Origin of the sequence: Geosporobacter ferrireducens (genome assembly GCF_001750685.1) — a bacterium.
In the GTDB taxonomy this organism is placed as follows: domain Bacteria; phylum Bacillota; class Clostridia; order Peptostreptococcales; family Thermotaleaceae; genus Geosporobacter; species Geosporobacter ferrireducens.
In genome coordinates this window covers 5441169-5464345 of record NZ_CP017269.1, presented here as the reverse complement: position 1 = coordinate 5464345, position 23177 = coordinate 5441169, and the positions used below count along the sequence as shown (strand labels likewise).

Annotated in this window: 18 protein-coding genes and 1 tRNA gene; 4 read left to right on the top strand and 15 right to left on the bottom strand. The window is 38.6% G+C overall.

Features of this window, described 5'->3' with window-relative positions; genetic code table 11:
- Positions 1-232 precede the first annotated feature (232 nt).
- Together Gferi_RS25585 and Gferi_RS25580 are read left to right on the top strand one after the other, a co-directional pair.
- On the top strand, positions 233-592 hold the full coding sequence (locus Gferi_RS25585) for a hypothetical protein (RefSeq protein WP_069980936.1): 360 nt from the start codon (positions 233-235) through the stop codon (positions 590-592).
- A gap of 242 nt (positions 593-834) precedes the next feature.
- Positions 835-910, top strand: a tRNA-Val gene (locus Gferi_RS25580).
- Between the two features lie 37 nt (positions 911-947).
- Here Gferi_RS25580 and Gferi_RS28375 read toward each other — a convergent pair.
- A complete protein-coding gene (locus tag Gferi_RS28375; protein WP_156782486.1) occupies positions 948-1106 on the bottom strand; it encodes a hypothetical protein in 159 nt (52 codons plus the stop codon).
- Positions 1107-1198: 92 nt separating this feature from the next.
- Between Gferi_RS28375 and Gferi_RS25575 the strand changes: the two genes are divergently transcribed.
- Positions 1199-1405 (top strand): ubiquitin family protein, encoded by a 207-nt coding sequence (locus tag Gferi_RS25575; protein WP_069980935.1) that lies wholly within the window; start codon positions 1199-1201, stop codon positions 1403-1405.
- Positions 1406-1435: 30 nt separating this feature from the next.
- Here Gferi_RS25575 and Gferi_RS25570 read toward each other — a convergent pair whose 3' ends face one another.
- The 8 genes from Gferi_RS25570 to Gferi_RS25535 form a co-directional block, all read right to left on the bottom strand.
- Entirely contained in the window at positions 1436-2155 is a 720-nt protein-coding gene (locus tag Gferi_RS25570) for a YebC/PmpR family DNA-binding transcriptional regulator (RefSeq protein WP_069980934.1), read from the bottom strand.
- A 108-nt stretch (positions 2156-2263) separates the two neighbouring features.
- Positions 2264-3226 (bottom strand): P1 family peptidase, encoded by a 963-nt coding sequence (locus tag Gferi_RS25565; protein WP_069980933.1) that lies wholly within the window; start codon positions 3224-3226, stop codon positions 2264-2266.
- Positions 3227-3228: 2 nt separating this feature from the next.
- A complete protein-coding gene (locus tag Gferi_RS25560; RefSeq protein WP_069980932.1) occupies positions 3229-4161 on the bottom strand; it encodes a ketopantoate reductase family protein in 933 nt (310 codons plus the stop codon).
- Between the two features lie 170 nt (positions 4162-4331).
- On the bottom strand, positions 4332-5159 hold the full coding sequence (locus Gferi_RS25555) for a GGDEF domain-containing protein (RefSeq protein ID WP_069980931.1): 828 nt from the start codon (positions 5157-5159) through the stop codon (positions 4332-4334).
- 250 nt (positions 5160-5409) lie between these two features.
- Entirely contained in the window at positions 5410-8643 is a 3234-nt protein-coding gene (locus tag Gferi_RS25550) for a DEAD/DEAH box helicase (RefSeq protein WP_069980930.1), read from the bottom strand.
- A gap of 95 nt (positions 8644-8738) precedes the next feature.
- Positions 8739-9980 (bottom strand): M16 family metallopeptidase, encoded by a 1242-nt coding sequence (locus Gferi_RS25545; RefSeq protein WP_069980929.1) that lies wholly within the window; start codon positions 9978-9980, stop codon positions 8739-8741.
- A gap of 235 nt (positions 9981-10215) precedes the next feature.
- A complete protein-coding gene (locus Gferi_RS25540) occupies positions 10216-11037 on the bottom strand; it encodes an SH3 domain-containing C40 family peptidase (RefSeq protein WP_069980928.1) in 822 nt (273 codons plus the stop codon).
- A gap of 23 nt (positions 11038-11060) precedes the next feature.
- Entirely contained in the window at positions 11061-11828 is a 768-nt protein-coding gene (locus Gferi_RS25535; RefSeq protein WP_069980927.1) for a serine hydrolase, read from the bottom strand.
- Positions 11829-12115: 287 nt separating this feature from the next.
- On the opposite strand from Gferi_RS25535, the gene nifJ reads away from it, so the two are divergent.
- On the top strand, positions 12116-15637 hold the full coding sequence (gene nifJ, locus Gferi_RS25530) for a pyruvate:ferredoxin (flavodoxin) oxidoreductase (protein ID WP_069980926.1): 3522 nt from the start codon (positions 12116-12118) through the stop codon (positions 15635-15637).
- A 130-nt stretch (positions 15638-15767) separates the two neighbouring features.
- On the opposite strand, the gene nagB is transcribed toward nifJ, so the two are convergent.
- From nagB to Gferi_RS25500, 6 genes are all read right to left on the bottom strand, one after another.
- On the bottom strand, positions 15768-16496 hold the full coding sequence (nagB, locus tag Gferi_RS25525; RefSeq protein WP_069980925.1) for a glucosamine-6-phosphate deaminase: 729 nt from the start codon (positions 16494-16496) through the stop codon (positions 15768-15770).
- A gap of 43 nt (positions 16497-16539) precedes the next feature.
- On the bottom strand, positions 16540-17763 hold the full coding sequence (locus Gferi_RS25520; protein WP_069980924.1) for a sugar ABC transporter permease: 1224 nt from the start codon (positions 17761-17763) through the stop codon (positions 16540-16542).
- Between the two features lies 1 nt (position 17764).
- Positions 17765-19282, bottom strand: coding sequence for a xylose ABC transporter ATP-binding protein (locus Gferi_RS25515; RefSeq protein WP_069980923.1), 1518 nt, complete (start codon positions 19280-19282; stop codon positions 17765-17767).
- Positions 19283-19368: 86 nt separating this feature from the next.
- Positions 19369-20415, bottom strand: a complete 1047-nt coding sequence (locus Gferi_RS25510) for a sugar ABC transporter substrate-binding protein (RefSeq protein ID WP_069980922.1) — start codon at positions 20413-20415, stop codon at positions 19369-19371.
- Position 20416: 1 nt separating this feature from the next.
- Positions 20417-21388, bottom strand: a complete 972-nt coding sequence (locus Gferi_RS25505; protein ID WP_069980921.1) for an ROK family protein — start codon at positions 21386-21388, stop codon at positions 20417-20419.
- A 26-nt stretch (positions 21389-21414) separates the two neighbouring features.
- Positions 21415-22608 carry an ROK family protein gene (locus Gferi_RS25500; protein WP_069980920.1) on the bottom strand — a complete coding sequence of 398 codons (1194 nt, stop codon included), beginning with the start codon at positions 22606-22608 and terminating at the stop codon, positions 21415-21417.
- Positions 22609-23177 lie beyond the last annotated feature (569 nt).

Genomic DNA, 23177 nt, shown 5'->3' with positions numbered 1-23177 from the left:
CTTTAAAGCAAATAAAACATATTTCTCTCGCTAATAACTATGCAATTTCATTGCCAAAGAATGGCACTATTTGTTTCAACTACATAAATTCAGGAGTTTTCTTTCTTCTCTTTAATTTTCAAACAACCCTTTTTATTAATTCCTTGATGGGCAAGTCTGGTAGATGACTGTATCATCCTAATCCTTTTGAACAATAATATAGATAACTATATTATTCTGGGATGTGATTCAGATGAAAAAACTAAAAACTCTATTTTTATTACTTTCATTATCTACTGCAATATTATCCTGTAAGCCTGAAGTTGAAAACAATACCCCACAAATTCCAATAGAACAAGGCATGGAACAAACTGACTTTCAAAAGGCAGAGAGTCCTGAAGGTTTAAACCGTACATTTTTCATAGTTGAGGAAATAAATGCTGAAGAATTTTTAGATTCCTACGAAAGAACACTTCATAGTGAAGGCTGGGTCACTACAGATAGTAATAAGCCTGTTTCTATTACTGTAACAAAGGATTCACGTATTTTAATCGTAGTTGCTAAACCTATTGCAGGTACAGATAGGTTTGAAGTTGTTATTTTCTCGAATTGAGTTATACATCTTTATTACCCTGCACTCCTATAAAGATAATCTAGGACATTCTAAAATAAATATGACGCTAGATACTTATTCTCATGCACTTCCTACAACGCAAAAGGAAGCTGCAGAGAAAATCAGAAACATATTTACTAACATATAAAAACATGGTATAATTTTTTATGTTAGAAGTTGCATAAATTTTAAGCTTTCGTTAGAAAATAAAAGCAACCCAATAACAGTAATATTCATAACTTGGGAGATTAACTCAACTGGCAGAGTGCCACCTTGACGTGGTGGAAGTTGTAGGTTCGAGTCCTATATCCCCCACCAGTAAAGGATTGCCATAGGCAATCCTTTTATCATTTTATTATTTGCTTAATGCAGTCCGAATAGCTTTTGCAATTTCTTCGGCAGACAACTCTGACATTTTATGATCTTTTTTCTCTTGAATATCAGCTATTTCTTCTTTTGTATTTTTTACCGGAGCAATATTTTTCTTTTTTTTACTAAACAGTGACCCTAGCATAAAAAACGCACCCCTTCACAATTTGTATTTACTCGTCTAAAAAAAATATATTACAACTAAATTATAACAAACCGATAGGAGGTTATAAAGCCATGAAGAAGGTAAATAAAAAACCAAAAAGAATTGTTCTTGGCACCATAAAGGCAGTAGATCTACTAAAAAACTCAAGTAATAAATTAGGTACCCATGTAGCTACAGTTAGAACAGGTACTGGCGCCCATCAAAACAAAAAAACATATACGCGAAAAAATGAAAAATCAGTCATCGAAAAAGCCTTCAAGGATCATTTTGATGACTGATTTGTTTATATGTTCTTATAAAGTAGCTATTTATTCCATTTCCCAGTTGTGCCACACTTCTTGCACATCATCGTCTTCTTCAAGCATATCCACTAATCGATTCATCATTTTTAGCTCTTCTTCTGTAGTCAGCTTGGTAGTTGTCTGTGGAATCATGGTTACTTCCGAAGACACAAACTTGTAGCCCTTTTCTTTTAGGGCATCTCTAACCGCTGAAAAATCCTCTGGCGAGGTCACAATCTCATAACCCTCTTCATCTGGAATAAAGTCCTCGGCACCAGCTTCTAATGCAGCTTCCATTAATTCATCTTCACTGACATTCGGCGCTGCTTCGATAATGATTTGACCCTTCTTGTCGAACATATAGCCTACACAGCCTGTGGTTCCAAGGTTTCCTTTATTTTTATCAAAATAGTACCGCATATTTGCACCGGTTCTATTTCGGTTATCGGTCAAGGTCTCTACAATTACTGCAACACCATTAGGTCCATAGCCTTCGTATACAATGGTCTCAAAGTTATCTCCTTCACTGTTGGCTTCACCTTTTTTAACAGCCCTTTCAATATTATCATTAGGCATATTTAATGATTTTGCCTTATCAATAATATTTTTCAAGGTTGGGTTATATTCAACATCTGATCCGCCTTGACTTGCCGCAACTGCAATTGCCTTGGCATATTTAGTAAAAATCTTTGCTTTCTTTGCATCCTGTTTTTCTTTTCTATTTGCAATTGTACCATGTCTACCCATTTTTTCACTCCTTACATTGCTTAAACCATGAATTTTAACCATAGTCATTCTATCATAAAATAAAAATGAAGTAAATAAAGGGATAATAACGGATTCCTTAATAAAACATCATTTCATATTTGATATGGCAGGGATGTTGTGGAGATCATCTGCCTTCTGTATTCCTCTAATGATAGCCTCTTCCACTGCCTTTACAGCCAGAATTCCTACTACATTAACATCTGCTTCTTCTCTGCCGGTAGCCATTACAAATACAGTATCTCCATCTACCATCGTATGGGCTGGCCGAATGGTTCTTGCATATCCGTTATGTGCGATGGATGCAATTTTGTTCGCCTGTGCCTTGGTAAGTTTTGCATTTGTTATTACTGCGCCTATAGTCGTGTTTCCATGAAATAGATTTTTCTGTTCCCGATAATTATGTATCATCATTTCTTCAGTATTGCCTAGCCCACTCTTATCTTCATTTAAAATACCTGCTATAATCTTTCCAGTTTTCGGATCGATCACATCCCCCATGCAGTTCACCGCTACTACTGCTCCTATCTGGAGAGATCCTACTTGCATACAATAGATACCAATGCCACCCTTCATGGCATACTCCATGCCTAAATATTTTCCAATGGTTGCACCTGTGCCGGCACCTATAGTTCCTTCACTATAGGCTTGGTCATAAGCATTTTGACAAGCTTTATATCCCATTGCTTTATCCGGTCTTATTCCATAATCTCCTATCATCAAATCAAAGAGAACTGCGCCCGTTACAATCGGTACTCTCGTTACACCTACATCAAAGCCAATTTTCTTTTCCTCTAGAAACTGCATAATTCCTGCTGCTGCATCGAGTCCAAAGGCGCTACCGCCACTTAATAATACAGCATGTATTTTTTCAATCAAATTCATAGGATCTAATAGATCTGTTTCCCTTGTTCCAGGTGCACCGCCTCTAACATCAACTCCTGCCACAGCACCCTCCTCGCATAGAATTACAGTACATCCAGTGGCTCCATCTCTATCTTGTTCATGTCCAATCTTTACGCCTTCGATATCTGTGAGTTTAATCTCTCGCATATTCATCTCTCCAAATTATTATAATTGTTTTGGATAGCAACTACCAAGTTGGTAAGCACTTTATTGATAGGTGTATCTATTCCTGCTCCTTTTCCTGCCTTCACTACTACTCCATTTATGGTCTGAATTTCAGTAATTCTCTTATGTAGTACGTCCTGCAGCATAGAAGATTGATTGTTAGCAGTTGCTTTACATACATTTTTAACGTATTCAATAGGGTTGTCCAAGGTTATATAAATTCCATTGGCCCTTGCAACCGCTAAAGCTTCCTTAACCGCTGCTTCTAATAGTTCTTCTGTTTCAAGATACTCCAAAATCTGTCCATTTTTTAAGCCAGTAATAGCTGTAATACTATTGATTCCTACATTGACCATCAGCTTTTCCCAGAGCAGAATTTCAATTTGATCTGTAACGATCGTTTCTATTCCTGCATTGCAGAACAATGCAGCAATCTTTTTAACTCTCGAGGAATGCTCTCCGGTTAATTCTCCAATATAGGTTTTACCTGCACCTGCATGGTTAATGATACCCGGCGCTATGACTGTTGAACCATGAGAAGTGACTCCTGCAATAATCTTTCCTTCATCTATAACCTCATTTATATTTTCGATATTCCCCAAGCCATTCTGCAGTGTAAGAAGGATTGTATTATCTTGAAATAGCTCTAGATTTTCTTTCAATGCTTTTTGAGATGCATAAGATTTAACTAATAAAATTACCAACTCAACCGGCCCTATTTCTTCAGCAGATACAGCCGCTTGAATGCCTGTAATAATCCTCTTTGCTCCGTATTTTTGTACAATCAAACCATTCTTTTTTATAACTTCAAGATGCTCTTTCCAAAGATCTAGAAACCATACCTCATTTCCCCCTTCTGCCAATAACCCGCCATACAAACTGCCAATGGCTCCTGCGCCCAGAATAGCGATCTTCATATAGTACCTCCTCAATATTGTAACTTTTTCGAATCGGCTGCACAATAGTCTCTCTAATTTTTCAGCATTCTGATTCTACACTGTTAATATTTTCCCTATTGGTAAATCAGAATATTATAATAAACTTGACATAAAAGAAAAAATCGAATCTCTTAAAGATACGATTTTTATCAATTTTCTTCTGCTATGGCAAGTTTATTCTGTTTTTCATGTCTTTTATTATAGTACATATTCGCATCTGCCTGATTGATCAACTGTTCGAGAATCATGTCTGCATCACAACTATAAGCAGCCATTCCAATACTTATAGACAATTTGTACGGCAATATAGACTTTTGATTGAACTCATTTAAATGATCTATAACTCTTTTTCTTACAAGATCAGCTTGCTCTAATGAACAACCTGGTAAAATCATAAGAAATTCATCTCCACCCATCCTACATAGAATATCTGATTCTCTTAAATTTTCCTTTAATATGCTACAAGCTGCAATAATTAACGCATCTCCAGCACTATGTCCGTAGGTATCGTTAACAATTTTCAAGTCATTTATATCCAAATAACTAACTGTCAAATCTGTCCTATCTCGCTTTGCAATTTTTATCTGCTGATCTAAAAAAGATAGTCCGAAACTTCTATTATAAATTCCGGTCATTCCATCAATAGTACCATATATTTTTTGCTGGTCTATATGCTTTTTATATTCTTGATTTTCCTCTAATAAAAATATTTTTTCGAGTTCTAGCTCAATAATCTTTTTTTTGATTTGATTTATTTTAAAAATCAATGCGCCTGAAAGTACCAACAGTATTATATAGCCAATAAACAAAAATACCGTTCTCCTTCTCTCATCATCTTTGAAAAAGAAATCCCAGTCCCTTATATTCAGGAATATAAATATTATTATTGCTATGCTGTAGCAAAATACAATAAATAACTGGTATAAAGATGACGTATTTTTATTCTCTCTCTTCATTTCTTTAAATCCCTCAATCATACAGCACAATCCTTTCTGAACTTCTACCACTGATTGTTGCCGATTCTCTAAAATCTATACATCTTCTTGGTACTAATTGGAGCTTATTTAGATACCACTTCAGTACCATTGCCTTATTGGTGCTTGTCTTACGTAACAATATATGATGGATCTAAAAGAAATATGTTTAACGCTACAGCATACTTCTGTATTTCATTATAAAAAAACAGCTGTATCTATTCGTCAGATACAGCTGCTCATACAAAAAATTCTATTCGATTTCAAATAAATACTTAATTTCGTTTTCAGTCAAAGTGGAAAGCATCGTTTCTCCTGGCTGAATAACCGCATCAATTAATCCTTTTTTTCGTTGTTGTAAGTCAAATATTTTTTCCTCAATAGTCCCTTTAGTAATAAACTTTAAAACCTGTACCATATTTTTTTGGCCAATCCGGTGTGCCCTGTCTGTAGCCTGTTCTTCTACTGCCGGATTCCACCATGGATCAAAATGTATTACCATATCTGCCCCTGTAAGATTTAGACCGGTTCCACCTGCCTTCAGTGATATTAAAAAAATATCATTTTCACCCTGTTGGAAAGCGTGAACCATATTCCTTCGCTCTTCTGATGCGATGGATCCATCTAAATAAAAATAACTGATTTCTTTGCTGTCCAGCAGTCTTTTGATGATCTCTAACATACTCGTAAATTGAGAAAAAAGCAATATACGATGTCCACCAGATAGGGCATCCTCCAATATTTCTTCCAAAAGCTGCATCTTGCAGCTCTCTCCTTCATAATTCTCTATAAATAGAGACGGATGACAGCAAATCTGTCTAAGTCTAGTCAGAACAGCAAGAATCTTTAGGCGGCTTTTATCAAAACCTTGTGTAGAAAGGTCATTTTTTATTTCTCCCCGAACCTCATGCAGATAGGCCATGTAAATTTTCTTTTGCTCTGGCGTTAACTCTGTCATCATTTTGCTTTCTACCTTATCCGGTAATTCCTTCAGGACGTCCTTTTTCATTCTACGTAATACAAATGGCCGAATTTGTTTTGTTAACTGTTCCAATACAGCCTTATCATCACCTTTAATAATAGGTCTCTCAATTTTTTTGATAAATTTACTATGGTTATACAGATAGCCCGGCATGATAAAATCAAATATAGACCATAATTCTGTCAGTGAGTTTTCTATAGGCGTTCCTGTTAAAGCAAAATATCCCTCAGCTTTTATTTCTTTTACTGATTTTGCATTCATGGAATTTGGATTCTTAATATGTTGCGCTTCATCAATCACACAATAGGCAAAGGTAGTATTTTTATATAGCTCTACGTCCCTTCTTAACAAGGGGTATGAAGTAATTACTAAGTCCGCACTAGCAATCTCTTCCATAAGCTCATATCGTTCCTTTGGCATACCCGATATGACAACCGTTTTTAAATCCGGTAAAAACTTACCTGCCTCATCTTGCCAGTTATAAATCAGAGATGTTGGTGCTACCACGAGAGAAGGTCTTCCTATTCGTTCAACCTCAGAACTTATAAAAGCAAGTAGTTGAAGTGTTTTTCCTAATCCCATATCATCTGCCAAAATACCGCCCATTTCATAAGCAGCCAATGTTTTTAGCCACTTGAACCCTGTTTTTTGGTAATCTCTTAAAACAGTCTTTAAGTGACTAGGAACTGCATAATCCATATCCTTTGGTTCTTTAATATTCTGAACAAGCTGCTTAAAGGCTTGATTTCGCTCTACATTGAAGAGTGGTGTTTCTCTTAAAATCTCATCTAAATAAAGTGCACGATACTTTGGAATCTCGATACTTTTTTTATTCAGATCTTTTTGTGTTAGATCCAGGTACTCTATAAGATTATTCAGATATTTAATGTCTGTATTTTCCAGTGGAAGAAATGCTCCGTTTTTCAAACGGTAATATTTTTTTCGCTCTTTAAATGCTTCCAAAAGACACGTTAGTTCTTCCGGAGGTATATCCTCGTGCTCGAAGGAAAATTCAAACATAGAGGATTTGTCATTCATACGAACAGATACAGAAAACTGTACGGTTTCTTTTATAACCATACTCTTAAAGTCATCAGAATAATATATCTCAGCTAATTCTTGAAGTTTCTTAAGATTATCTTGTAAGAATCGAAATATTCTTTCCTCATCCTTCAAAATCACTTTATCGACGGAAACTATAAACTCTGATTTCTCTAATATGTTTAAAACACTTCTTTCCTCCTCAACATTCCTCACGATAATTTTCTTTGTACGAGCACTTAAATCTTTTGAGCTAAAAGGATTAATCATTTCTTCTCCATAATGAAACTCTATTCTAGATGCAATACCACCATCAATTTTATCGAGAAACATTTTAGTCATTAGTTTTTCTTCATATATATTTTCAGCAACTTCTGAAGAAATAGTGACTTTTCCGATAGCTTGAATTTGAGGTAAGATTTCAGATACAAACCGTTCTTTTTCTCCTTGGGTGAAGGTGATATCTTTTCGCTTTTGTTTTATCAATATATGGTAAAAAGGGAGAAAATACTTTTTCTGTTTCTCTGATGGACTATATAATACACCTTTATAAAAAAAATAATCGCCCTTTTTATTCAGTGGAATTAGATTATCATTCCAATTCAGCTGCAGCAGCAAGTCATCTTCCTTTGATTTTAAATCAAAATGAAAAGGGATGTCTTGATGTGCTATTCGAATATTAGTATATTCCCTTCCCAAAATCCTAGCTGAAAAGCTTTTGAACTGTAAAATATCCAAGACCCTTTTTACCAGCGGTGATGAAAGATAAACTTTCTTTCCCTTTAACAAACTATCTTGACGATAATTGTTATAGGATAAATTTCCTACTACCTTTTCATTTTCATAGATCTCTAATAAAAGCTCTATAATTTCCTTATCTACTGAAGAAAATCTATGTCTTTTGGGATCATAAGTGAAGCTCTTTCCAAATTGAATTTTCTCTCCCCGTTCTATATTTTCTAAAAAATCCGCCATATTTCTAACCACATATAAACGAGACTCACCAATCTTCAATTCAATAGAGGAAATCACTCCCTTATAGATATGTTCTAATTCAAAAGTTATTCCAAGCTCTACCTCTGCTTTTCCTGACTCCTCGTGGAATTCTTCAAAGTATGCAAAAATTTCATGGGCACTATTTTTCTGTTTCTCAATAGAAATTCTCTGTGACTGAAATTCCTTCTGAACTAATTTCAAAAGCGCTATGATATGCTTGCAGGCACCATCATAATTCATGTAAGCTGGGCAACTGCACTCCCAGTGGCCCATATTTCCATTCTTTTGAAAGGCAGCCTCCACTTTATATGGTTTCTCCCCAACGACAATCGCATGTGCAGTTAAAGTGTCTTCGTCAAAAGAAAATTTCTGTACCCTTCCATCTAAATAATATCCAATACCCCGGATTAATGTGGATGAATTACTGGCTGCATTTCGAATCATTGCATCATTTATAGATAATGGCAAGCTACTCACCTCTTTAATTAAAAATTCGTATTTTACCCAAGTCCGCCATCTCTGCAGCATTTATCAGATTGCTATCCTGCTCACTGTCTAGTAAATCATCCACTCATTAATATATGCATCATTGGTTTCTTCAATACCGTTTCTGCCACCTGGTATATATCCTCTGCATGAATCTTTTCCATAGCTGCCAGATCATCCACAAACCCATCAATTTTCTTCCCTGCCAGCTTCTGATGCACTACATAATTAGCTAGTTCCGAAGAATCTTCCAGCATTGAGGCTACAGCAGTCTTGATTACTCTTTTCATAAGCTGTATATTTTTTTCATCCAGGCAAATTTCCCTTGTTTTAATCTTATGAATACACCCTTCTATAATGGACTTGGCCTCAAAAACATCTTCTTCCCCTACGGATGTATAGATCGTAAGCACCTTGATATACTCAGTAGCATCCATTTCCGAATATACATCATAGGCAATTCCTTTTTCCTCCCGCAGCGCTCGAAACAGAATTGAGTTGGCACTTTCTCCAAGTTTGTGGTTTAGAATTTCCAGCGCCAGTTCTTCCATACGGCTAAGTCCATGGAAAGTATAAAGATATATCAACGTACTTTGTTCAATATGTTTCTTATAGGTAGTTTTTTGCAATGACAAATGCTTCTCTATGACTATATCTGCAAGATCTATGGCCCCCTGCTTCCAATCTCCAAAGTACTGTTTAATCATAGCTTCTATTGTCTCGTGCTCCATAGGGGAAACAATACTGATTACACATCGGTTAGGGATATAATGCTTTTGATAGAACTGCTTCAACTGTTCTTTGGTAAATGCTTTAATATTATCTTCCGTTCCAATCACATCATATCGCAGCGGACTCTTATTAAAAGCCAGCTCATGGGCTTTTTGAAAGCTATATTGTTCTACATCATCCATGCTGGTTTTATATTCTGCTAAAATGACACCTCTTTCTCTTTCAATTTCATCCTCTGGAAAAGTAGCGCGCATCATCATATCTGCAATTATTTCAGTAGAAGCTTCGAGCTCTTCAGCTAACGCAGTTACAGTAAACACCGTTGAGGTATAATCTGTATAAGCATTATAAGATCCCGCCCGTTCCTCCAATTGCTGATTGATTTGGTTATTGTCTCTATTTTTCGTTCCTTTAAAAAGCATATGCTCGATAAAGTGGCAAATTCCCTTTTCATTGAGCTTTTCCCACAGGGCACCCATTTTGATTCCTACATGGATAGACGCAAGTTTAGAATCTTTTTTTATTGTAACAAGCTGTATTCCATTTTCTAATAAAACTTCCTTCATATCAAAATATTGTCTGGTCATTATATTACTCCTACTCATGATTTCTAACATAGTATAACAAACACATAAGACTATTATAGATGATTTTTTATGAAATAAAAAGCCGCATAAATAACAAAGGAACCAAACTAAATTCGCATGATTCCTTTGTCTAAATTATTTTCTAATAAAGTTCGTATACGCTTATTCCACATTCTCTACAAAGTACGTCCCTTGCAATAACCCTTAATCAGGTGCCGTTCTATCTTGCCGAATATTAATAAATTGTGCCAATCCCGCTAATGTCTTTATGTAAATCTTCACGATAGTTTTCATGCATTGGATTTAGACTATTTACAAGTACCAATCCTTCTCTTCCGGTCGCATGTACATAATTGTCTTCTCCAATATACATTGCTACATGACCCGGAAAAAATAACAAATCTCCAGCTTTGATTTCCTCTAGTGGTATTGATCTCATATATTCCTCTTTGAGTACAGCATCCCGATAAATCATTACACCATTTAGCATATATGCCATGGAGCATAATCCGGAGCAATCAATTCCCAGAGAACTCTTTCCTCCCCAACGATATTGAGTACCCAAGTAGGATAGAGCTGTATTCACTAGCTTTACTCGAAAGCTTTCTTCATCTGCTTTCAGATCTCCTTGTGCTTTCTTTTGCAATAAGCCTTTTCTTACCCATCCAAATCGGTTATCCGGTAAACACACTTGTATCCAATCGTTCTCCTCCACAGTTGCTTGAATCAGGGCCCCTCTTGTCAATAAAATCATCGGACAGCTAGCATATTTGGGTTCACTCATCACATCAACAAAGTTATGTGTAACCACAGAATCAGCTCTTTCTTTCCACTGCAAAGCTTTTTCTGTATCGATTAGAATATTCTCCTTATATATATATCCACAATAACCATAATGGGTTTCTACGTAATACCACTGCTCATCCACTGCTTCAATAATCTTAACCACCATTCCAAACAACACCTCATCAACGAGGTCACTTTTTACATTTGGTTCTTTTGTCAATGAAGCAACTGTTCCTGTTACAATTGCCCATAATTCTATTTCTTTTTTCATAGCCTATCCCTCCAAGATCATATTTACAGATAGTATGTATATACTAATTTTGAGATTTCCCCAATGATTTGTTGTGCTGCCAAATTGCTTTGGGCCTCGGTCACAAACACACCCAATAAATAGGTCTGCTGCGGTAAGTAAAAAATACCTATATCATGATTTAGATTCGCCAGATCTCCTGTTTTATGGGCAATTACCGTATCTTCTGGGATATATCTTTTCAACATTATTTTATCTTTCTGCCGCTTTAGTATATCGATGGCGTGATTGCACAGCTTTTCATTCAAAATTTCTCTATTAAATATCTTCTCCATCAACATGGCCATATCTATTGCTGTGGTTATGTTTTGTCTTCCCATTTGAGCAGCTTCAAAATCCATCATCTTACGCTTCAGTTGAGTATTTTTCAGCCCAATTTTTGTAGCCATCTCATTAATAGCATCAAAACCTAACAGGTCGATCAAAACGTTGGTCGCTGTATTATCACTGACGATAATCATTAAAGTAATCAGATCCTGAAATGTATAGAAGTCTGTCGTTAAATCACTAATAATACTATAAGGAACCTTCTCTTCTTCCATTATAGAAACTTTCTCTTCTAGCTGATATTTTCCTTGCTGTATTTGATTTAAAGCCTCTGTCATTATCAGAATCTTAATCGTACTGGCAGATGGAATAACCATTTTTTCTTCTTTTTGAAAAATCCATATATCATTTCTTAAGTCTTTTAATACCACGGATGTTTTTGCAGATGTACTTTCAAGTGCTCTTATAATCTCTTTTTCTAACAAATTTACCCCTCCGCTTTATTTTCTTTAAAAAACTTGTACTACTTATACTAGGTATTTCCATGTTATTTTTAATTTTCCTCTTCTTGATTTCCATTTACAGAAATTTTTTTAATATTTTTCATTTAAATTCATACAAAAAAAATATTTTGTGGTATCATAAATATAGACGAAAATTGGCAATCAATGTAAATCTCATCTTAATATTTCGTTTACATATGTATACATTGTACATATGGCTTATATTCCCTACTCCATACATTCTAAATTATTATAAAGGGGGTTATACTATGGCAAAAAATATGAAGACTATGGATGGCAACACCGCTGCTTCTTATATTTCCTATGCGTTTACGGATGTTGCAGCAATTTATCCAATTACACCGTCTTCAACCATGGCAGAAAATGTTGATGAATGGGCTGCCCATGGACAAAAAAACATTTTTGGACAAGAGGTTAAAGTTGTTGAAATGCAGTCAGAAGCTGGCGCTGCAGGTGCTGTACATGGTTCCTTAGCCGCGGGTGCTTTGACCACTACTTTTACTGCATCACAGGGATTGTTGTTAATGATTCCCAATATGTATAAGATTGCAGGCGAATTGCTTCCAGGTGTATTTCACGTCTCAGCCCGGGCAGTAGCAGGCCATGCGCTTTCTATCTTTGGCGATCACTCTGATGTAATGGCTACAAGACAAACAGGCTTTGCACTCTTAGCTTCCAGTTCTGTACAAGAAGTCATGGATCTTGCCGGCGTAGCACACTTGTCTGCTATCAAGTCCAGAGTACCATTTTTACATTTCTTCGACGGATTTAGAACTTCCCATGAGGTGCAAAAAATTGAAGTGATTGATTATGATGACCTTGCAAAACTTGTTGACTATGATGCAATTAAAAGTTTCAGAGATCGTTCATTAAATCCTGAGCATCCTGTTACAAGAGGTACTGCACAGAATCCAGACATTTTTTTCCAGGCTAAAGAAGCATCAAATACATACTATCAGCAAGTACCAGAAATCGTTGCTGATTATATGACTGAGATTAATAAAATTACAGGTCGAGCGTATAAGCCATTTACATATTATGGCGCACCAGATGCTGAAAATATTATTATCGCAATGGGTTCTGTTACAGAAACGATTGAAGAAACGATTGATTATTTAATTACAAAGGGAGAAAAGGTTGGTTTGCTCAAAGTACATCTTTACAGACCTTTCTCTGCAAAATATTTCTTTGACGTATTCCCTGCAACAGTAAAAAGAATTTCTGTTCTGGATAGAACCAAAGAACCCGGAGCATTAGGTGAACCGTTATACCAAGATATCCGTACATTATTCTATAATAAAGAAAACGCACCTCTAATCATAGGCGGGCGTTATGGATTAGGCTCTAAAGATACAACTCCGGCTCAAATTATTGCAGTCTTTGATAATTTAAAACAGCCACAGCCTAAAGATGCATTTACGATTGGAATTAATGACGATGTTACACATACTTCTTTAGAAGTTAAAGAAGAAATCAATACAGCGCCGGAGGGAACCATCCGTTGCAAGTTCTGGGGATTGGGCTCTGATGGTACTGTTGGTGCAAATAAAAATGCCATCAAAATTATTGGTGATGAAACCGATCAGTATGCACAAGGCTATTTCTCCTATGATTCAAAAAAATCCGGTGGTGTTACAATCTCTCACTTACGCTTTGGTAGAAAGCCTATTAAGTCTACTTATCTTATTAATGAAGCAGATTTTGTTGCTTGCCATAATCAATCCTATGTCTATCAGTATGATTTATTGAAAGGATTGAAAAACGGCGGTACTTTTGTATTAAACTGTCAATGGACACCTGCTGAATTAGATGAAAAGCTTCCTGCTTCTATTAAAAAATATATTGCTGATAACAACATCGAATTTTACACAATTAATGCTACAGATATCGCTAATGAAATCGGCTTAGGGAACAGGATCAATATGATTATGCAATCTGCCTTCTTTAAGTTAGCAAAGGTGATTTCATTGGAAGATGCTGTTAAGTACCTAAAGGAAGCAATCGACCACTCTTACGGCAATAAGGGAGACGCTATCGTAAATATGAACTATATTGCTGTAGACCGTGGTATCACAGCACTTGTAAAGATTGATGTACCAAGCAGCTGGAGCACTGCCTTGGAAGAAGCTGCTGCAACCAGTGAGGTTCCTGACTTCATTAAAAATGTACTGATTCCAATGAATAGACAAGAAGGCGATACCTTGCCTGTTAGTACATTCGTCGGAGCAGAAGACGGCACTTTCCCTATGGGCACTTCTGCTTATGAAAAACGAGGTATAGCTGTAAACGTACCGGAATGGCAAATTGATAAATGTATCCAATGTAATCAATGTTCTTTTGTTTGTCCCCATGCTGCAATTAGACCTGTACTAATGTCTCCAGAAGAAACGAGCAAAGCACCGGCATCCTTTGAAGCAAAGAAAGCAATGGGTAAAGGCCTTGAGGACCTCTCCTATAGGATTCAGGTAAGTACAATGGATTGTACGGGATGTGGAAATTGTGCAGATATTTGTCCGGCCAAAGAAAAAGCTTTGATCATGAAGCCTTTAGAATCTCAATTTGAAGTTCAAATTCCTAACTGGAACTATGCAACGACGGTTTCAATCAAAGATGATTTAATGCCTTTGACATCAATAAAAGGCAGCCAATTCGCTCAGCCACTACTCGAATTTTCAGGTGCTTGTGCCGGCTGCGGAGAAACTCCTTATGCTAAGGTCATCACACAATTATATGGAGATCGCATGATTATTGCCAACGCCACTGGATGTTCTTCTATATGGGGCGCTTCTGCACCTGCTACACCTTATTGCAAAAATGCTGAAGGCAAAGGACCTGCATGGGCAAACTCATTATTTGAAGACAATGCAGAATATGGGTTCGGTATGGCTGTTGCAGTTAGACAGATTAGAGACCGACTTACTTTGATTATGCAAGAAGCTTTAAGTCTTGATATTCCTGTAAACTACAAGGAAGCCCTAAAGGCATGGTTAGATGGCAAAGAAGACGCAGATGCCAGCAAAGCAGCAACTGCTAAGCTGATGCCGCTATTTAATGCTTCGGATGTTGACGGAAAAGCCAAGGAAATATTTGCTGAGATTGCAGATAAAAAAGACTATCTCATCAAAAAGTCCGTTTGGATTGTTGGTGGAGATGGGTGGGCCTATGACATTGGCTATGGCGGGCTAGATCATGTACTGGCTTCCGGAGAAAATGTAAATGTACTTGTTTTCGATACTGAGGTGTATTCCAATACAGGCGGCCAATCTTCAAAAGCTACACCAGTCGGTGCTGTTGCTAAGTTTGCTGCTTCAGGTAAGAAAATGAAGAAAAAGGACCTTGGCATGATTGCCGCTACTTATGGTTATGTATATGTTGCACAGGTTGCCATGGGTGCCGATAAAAATCAGTTCTTGAAAGCAATTATTGAGGCAGAAAAACATGATGGTCCTTCCCTTATCATCGCTTATGCCCCATGCATCAACCACGGCCTAAAAGAAGGAATGGGACGTACACAAGCCAACTCACAGCAAGCTGTTGAAGCTGGATACTGGCATCTTTATAGATATAACCCGGTTCTTAAAGAGGAAGGTAAAAATCCTTTCATTTTAGATTCTAAGGAGCCTAAAGCCAGCTTTAGAGATTTCTTAATGGGACAGGTACGTTATACCTCCCTGATGAATTCCTTCCCGGAAGTTGCTGAGGAACTCTTTACGAAAGCTGAAAAAGATGCAAATGAAAAATATGAAAGCTATAAAAAGATGGCACAATAATATAAATATACAAAGAACCCAAGCTTAGGCTCGGGTTCTTTGTCATTATCAACTACAAATTCTTTTAAATCTTCGTTATACTTTATTAAGCTAATCTAAATCCTGTATATTCATTTTTTTAATTTCATCATTATTCCAGCCTTTCACAGGCTTCCTCATCGGCTATTGTAGTAATATCAGGATGAAGCTGTAGTATGCTGGCCGGCCACCTTGGGTCTACTTCCTTCCGGGTCATCTTTCTTAAGGCTTCGCTCTTTTCTCTGCCGTTGGCTAAGAGTATGATTTTTTTGGCCTCCATAATCTTCTTGATTCCCAGTGTTATGGCCTGCTGCGGCATAGCCTCCCTGGAAGAAAAGGCAGATGCATTGTCCTCTATTGTGGTTTCATCCAAATCCGTCAGGTGGGTATTCAGCTCCAACACAGGCTTTGGCTCATTGAAGCCTATATGGCCGTTGCGCCCTATTCCCAAAAGCTGCAGGTCAATCCCCCCCACGGCCTCGATTTTTTTATCATAGCTTTTGCACTCCTCCAGAGGATCTGTAGTACTGCCGTCGGGTATGTGAATATTCTCCGTGTTAATATCTGTATGCCTGAAGAGATGCTCCATCATATACTGATAATAGCTGGAGGGATTCTCCCTGGTTATGGGATAGTACTCATCGAGATTAAAGGTTATGACATCCCTGAAGCTGATATCCTTATTTTTATAATGCTCTATCAGTCGTTCATAGACGCCCACCATTGTTCGTCCGGTAGCCAATCCCAGCACGCTGTCCTTCTTTTCCCGGACCTGGAGCTTCATATATTCCCCGGCTCTTTCAATCATTTCATTATAATCCTTCACTCGAATCAAGTTCATAGAGTTCACCATCTTGTCTACTATATTTAAATTTCTTTTTCTCTTAAGCCTTTTTCTTTGTTGAGAAGTCGATCCATACGGCTAATAACAAAATTGCTCCCTTTATTATATACTGATACATGATGTTTACATTCATCAAGCTCATTCCGTTGTCTATACTGGCCATAACTAGGGCTCCTATGATAGCCCCGAATACGGTTCCCACGCCTCCCAGGGTGCTGGTGCCTCCGATAAAGCAGGCCGCAATCGCATCCAGCTCAAATAGGGAGCCTGCTGAGGTGGTGGCTGCATTCAGCCTTGCGGCAAATACAATGGCTGCCACCGAGGTTAAAAATCCCATTAGAACGAAGATAAAGAAGTTCACCTGCTTTGTATTGATACCCGAAAGCCTGGTAGCCTCCTTATTCCCTCCGAAAGCATAAATATATCTGCCAAACTTCGTCTTCTGGGAGACAAAGGATAATATGATGACGATACCCGTCAAGAGCAGTATGGCATAGGGTATACCCCTGTAGCTTATCATAATAGAGCAAAACATGGCGATGACGAGAGAAATGAGTATGATTTTCAATATCTGAAGAGGCATGGGAAGCACCTCAAAATCATATTTCTGTCTTGATTTTCTCTTTTTCATGTCAAAGACTATGTAAAGTATAATGGCTGCGGCACCGATTAGAATGCTGGTATCATGAAATGCCGCATCCTGAAAGAACAGTCTCGGTACATAACCCTGTCCAATGGATTTGAACAGCAGCGGGAATTCACCAATGGTGGCTCCCCTTGTTATTGCCAGAGTAAGGCCCTTGAAGGCACTCATGCTTGCCAGAGTCACGATAAAGGCCGGTACGCCCCTGTAGGCTATCCAGAAGCCGTGCCAGCATCCAATCAGAATGCCTCCAAGAAGTGTTAGCAGAATAGCAGGTATGGGTCCTAATCCAACTTTGACCATAAGGGCCGCAGCCAGGGCACCCAGGGTTCCGGCTACGGAGCCTACGGATAAATCGATGTGGGTCGCCACAATGACGAACACCATACCGGAAGCCAGGATGCCGATGGTGACCATCTGGAGAAACAGGTTGGATAGGTTTCTGGGTGTCAGGAAGATTCCATCTGTCAGGACGGTGAAGATGATCCATATGACGATGAGAGAAATAATCATTGTATACTGTCTGATGTTTTCTCTTACAGACTTTATCAAAAACTCCCTGTAAGAGGCTTTGTGTTCATCTGATTCTTGGGGCAGAACGGTTCCGGCGCTGTCCTTCATTTTACATCCCTCCTGTTGCATAGTAAATAATCTTCTCTTGCGTGGCATCCTTGCAGGAAAGCTCACCCTTTATCGCACCTTCGTGCATAACCAATATCCTATGACTCATGCCCAGCACCTCCGGAAGCTCAGAAGAAATCATGATGATGCAAACCCCTTCCTCCAAAAGCCGATTCATGACATTGTAGATTTCAAACTTCGCCCCCACATCGATACCCCTGGTAGGTTCATCGAGTATCAGGATCTTGGGCTCTGTCATCAGCCATTTTCCCAGTACAACCTTTTGCTGGTTTCCCCCGCTGAGATTGCCCACAAGCTGCTCGATAGAGGGTGTCTTGATATTCAGGGCGGAAACATAGCCCTCTGCTTTAATAATCTCCGCATTTTCATCGATGACTGTTTTATTTGAAATACTGTCCAGGCTCGCCAAGGAAATGTTTTTCATAATATCCTGGCCCAGTATGAGACCGTTTCCCTTCCTGTCCTCGGATAAATAGCTGATTCCCTTCCTGATAAGGTCCTTTGAATCACGGGACTCCAGCCTTTCGCCCTCAATCCAGAGCTCTCCCGATATATTGGAGCCGTAATAGCCCATAAGACTCATGAAAAGCTCCGTTCTTCCGGCTCCCATCAGGCCCGCTATTCCCAGTATTTCTCCCTTTCTAACGGTAAAGCTCACATCGTCGATGATTTTTTTCTCCGGCAGAAGGGGATCGTAGACCGTCCAGTTCCTCACTTCCATGGTGACTTCCCCTAATTGGGGTTCAATCCTCGGAAACCTCTGAGTCAGCTCCCTGCCCACCATGAGAGTAATAAGCTTATTTTCGTTAAGATCCCTGGCCTCCTGAGTGGTGATGGACATCCCATCCCGTAGGACAGTGATTCTATCAGCTATCTCAAATATCTCCTTGAGCTTGTGGGAAATGTAGATGCAGGTAATCCCCTTGCTTTTGAATTTTTTTAACAGCTCCAGAAGATTGGCTGTCTCTGCCTCCGTCAGGGCAGAGGTTGGCTCGTCAAGTATGAGGAGATCGGTTTTCTTGGCAATCGCCTTGGCTATCTCAATCAGCTGCTGCTGCCCGATACCCAAGTTCATCACCGCAGTGGCTGGACTCAGATTTAAGCCTACCTCCTGAAGGATTTTTTTTGTTTCTATAAAGGCCAATTCCCAGTCTATGATGCCCCTACGGGCCATCTCATTGCCAAGGAATATATTTTCACAAATATTCATTTGCTTGACCATGGTCAGCTCCTGATAAATGATGGCGATTCCCGCCTGCTCGCTGTCCTTGATCCCGTTGAATTTTTGAATGTTGTCATTGATTATAATATCTCCGCTATAGGTTCCATAGGGGTAAACACCGCTCAATATCTTCATAAGAGTCGACTTTCCGGCCCCATTTTCACCCACCAGAGCATGGATTTCTCCTCGTCTCACTTCAAGGTTCACATTATCCAGAGCTTTGACTCCGGGAAATTCCTTGGTTATGCTTTTCATTTTCAGTATATAATCACTCATAATGCTGCCACCCTTTATTAAATTATCAGAACAGTGAAGGACACTGTTCTGATAATTTATGATTTATTATTTAGGGGAAAACTCAGTTATTTTAAAGCCTCTTCCTTTATAAAACCACTTTCGATAAGAATTTTCTTGTAGTTGTCCTTATCCACAATTACAGGTGCTATTTCTATGGAAGGTACATCATATTTTCCGTTGTTGTTCACCTTGTCTGCTCCGGGATCCTCCCCATGGTAAAGCTTGATGGCTGAAACGATGGCTGCTCTTCCCAGATCTCGTATATCGTTGAAGATAGTCATTCCCTGGGTTCCTTCAATGATTCTCTTAATAGCGTCCACCTCGGCATCCTGTCCTGTTACAGGAACCTTTCCGTCCAGTCCCTGGGCAGCCAGAGCCTGAATAGCAGCACCGGCGGTTCCGTCATTGGGTGCAACGATACCCTGAATGTCGTTTTTGTTTACGGTCAATGCATTTTCTATATGTTTAAGGGCTTCGACGGGCTGCCAGTCCTTGCATTCCTGGTCAAGCACGAGCTTGATATCTCCGCTGTCTACCTTCGGCTTCAGCACATTTAGGGCGCCCTGTCTGTAAAGGACTGCACAGCTGTCTCCCGGGTCCCCGGCCAGCAGTGCGATGTTTCCCTTCGGTGCTCTTTCCAGCATCCATTTTGCCTGCATTTCTCCTACCACCAAGCTGTCAAAGGTAAGATACAGATCCACATCGGCATTCATGACCAGCCTGTCATAGGATACCACCTTTATTCCTGAATCATGGCACATGGTTACAATGTTGGCTGCAGCTGTTCCATCATGGGGTGCAATGATAAGTACATTGATTCCATTGGCTATCATATTTTCTACCTGGGACTGCTGCTTTGCTGCGTCGTTGTCCGCTACCTGGATAAGCACCTCTACCCCAAGCTCCTTGGCTACCTTTTCAAAGTTATCCTTATCCAGAACCCATCTTTCTTCTCTCTGGGTAGGCAGGGATATTCCTATCTTAACAGGCTTCTTTTCCTCCGTTCCCGGTGTGGCAACCGGTTCCGCCTGTTTTGGGGCACACCCAGCAAGCAGCCCTATAACCAATACCATCACCAGTAGGTAAGCAGTGATACTTGATAATCTTTTCATTTTAATCCCCCTTCTCATTCTTATCCTTTTCTAATTTTTTGCTGATTCCTTCCTCTTGCTCTGTGCTGTCTTCCATTCCGGACAGCACATTATAAACACAACCAAACGCTCCTCCTTCCCCCCCCAGCTTAGATAATCGGATTTTTGTCGGAAACATTGTAAGCTTTTTTACATAGCTCTTTATAGGGTCCAGAATACATTCCATGGATTCTGACACTCCGCCCCCTATGATAACATACTCTGGATTGAGTATATTAACCAGATTGGAGATGACGAGGGAAAGGTTTTTTATAAAGGAGTCGATGATTTCCTGAGCTGCGCTGTTTCCCTTATTGTATTCTACAAACAGCTCCCTCGCCGTCAGTCCAATCTGCCTTGCTTTTTCATCCAGTGCAAAGCCGGAGATTTTTCTTTCCAGATTTCCATACTGATCCCAGTCACTGTCGATGCCTTTTTTAATATCGTCACTGTCGGTTATATATCCAAACTCCCCTGCCGAATAGGTCGAGCCCTCCACCAGAGAACCGTTGGCTATAATGGCGCCTCCTACCCCTGTTCCAAGGGAGATATAGACCATATGACTGCTGTTTTCTCCGTTTCCCAGCCATTTTTCTCCTAATGCCGCACAATTTACATCGTTTTTGATAAAGACAGGAAAGGAAAAGCGCCGACTTATGTATGCCTTTATGTTTAAATCCTTCCAGCCAAGCTGAACGGAATTTTTTACGATTCCCTCCAGGCTGTCCACATGACCCGGTATGCCCACCGTCATGCCCATTATTTGATGATGGGCTATGGAAGCTTCTTTCAGAGCAGCGTTGATTATTTCACAGATTCTTTCTAGATCCCCTGTTGATTCCACCCTTTTCTTGAAGAGCACTCTTCCCGATTGGTCTGTTATTAGAATCAGTATTTTGGTGCCACCTATGTCAACACCCACCGCATAGAGTTTTGTTGTCCTGTTAGAATGCACATTCTTCCCTCATTTCTAAATAAACCTTAATAGGTGATAATTTTATCCAATATATGATCCAGAGACAAGGCAAAGCCTCCATATATGACCTCATCCTGATTCAGTGAGGCATACTCCGTCTTAACTTCTATCAGGGTGTTTTTTTTGATAATTTCATCCAGATCCTTTTTAATGTCGTATCCCATATCAATGGTTTTAGAACTTATAATAATCAATTCATTATCAAGAAAGACACTGATATTATATAAAACAAATCCCAATCTCTCAGAAACATCCTTCATTACTCCCAGTATATAAGGATCCTTCTCTATAACAGCTTTTTTCACTTCTGCAAAGTTGAGAATTCTTTTGTTGTTAATCAGAAAACGTTCCAGTCTATTTTCAATATTCTTCTCCATATCCCTTACTATACGATTCGTAATCCCTCGAATAGATATTTCATCTTCAAGTGTGGTATTTGATCCCATGTTGGTTTTAAAAAAAGCAATCTCACCAGAGGCAAACCGACTTCCTTCATATAAACAACCATCAATTATTATACCTGCTCCCACCCCCATATCCAGGCTGACATAGATCAAGTTCTTATAGCCTCTGCCTACACCATACCTCATCTCTCCAATGGCAGCAAGATTCATATCATTTTTTACTATTACATTGACAGCAGGAAATTCTTCATTAATTAACCTTTTTATGTTAACGCCTTCCCAAATATCTAGCCAGACAGGAAGCATATATGTTTGTCCGGTAATATTGTTAATGGAGCCTGGAAAGCCAACCGCAATGGAGAAAAGCTTTTCCTGAGCAATACTGTTTGCTTTCATTAGTGTTTTTAGTGATTCTATGCCTTTGTTAATAAGATCATTTCCATTCTTGAAGTCTCGCATATTGATATCTTCCCTGGCAATAATCTTTAATCCCAGATTTGCCAAGGCTAGTCTTAGGTACTCTCCCTTGAGGTCAACGCTTGCTATGTAGCCTAGATCATAGTTAAAGCTGAAGAGCATTGGCCTTCGTCCGCCTAAAGAATCTCCTTCCCCTGTTTCCTTAATAATGTTGTGATCGATTAATTGAGAAATGTTTTTATAAATACTCGGTAAACTCAGTTTGAAAATTCTAGATAATTCTGAGATTGCTGTAGGACTGTGTTCAAATAAATAGTGGGCTAAAACCTTTTGATTGTTTTCTCGAATCGTCTTTGGATTTCCGGCTTTTTTTTCCATGATTGTCGTCCATTCCTTTAACTTACTTATTTAACTTTATTAAGTAAGTATATTTTATATGATAATAATTAATCTGTCAATATTTTTTATTTATTCTGACAATAGATTGATTTTCGACTTGTGTCATAGCATATGTTATATTGAGGTCAACTTATGTGTGCACGTTAGAAATTTAAGTAAAATTAGTTGGTTTATTTATATAAAAGAGAACGCCAGCTAATTAACCGACATTCTCTTATAATTTCCCAGTCTTAAATTTGCTTCACACTGCGTAATATGGACATGCCTAAACACTCTAATCCACGCATGCATTAAACATATCTACACACTCCATGTCCAATACAACGGAAACATCAATTTTATATCTCAGCACCTTATTCCTGAAATCATCGCCATCTCTTGTAAAAGTAGTATATCGCACAAAGTGCTGAAAACTCAGGATTTCTACGTATCTTTCCTTTGCATTCCTATTACGCACTCCACGTGCCTTGAGTAGACAAAAATGATGTCGGCTAAGCCTGATAAGGCCTTAGCGGGAGGCTATTTTTCACGAAAACTGTTAATCTTAA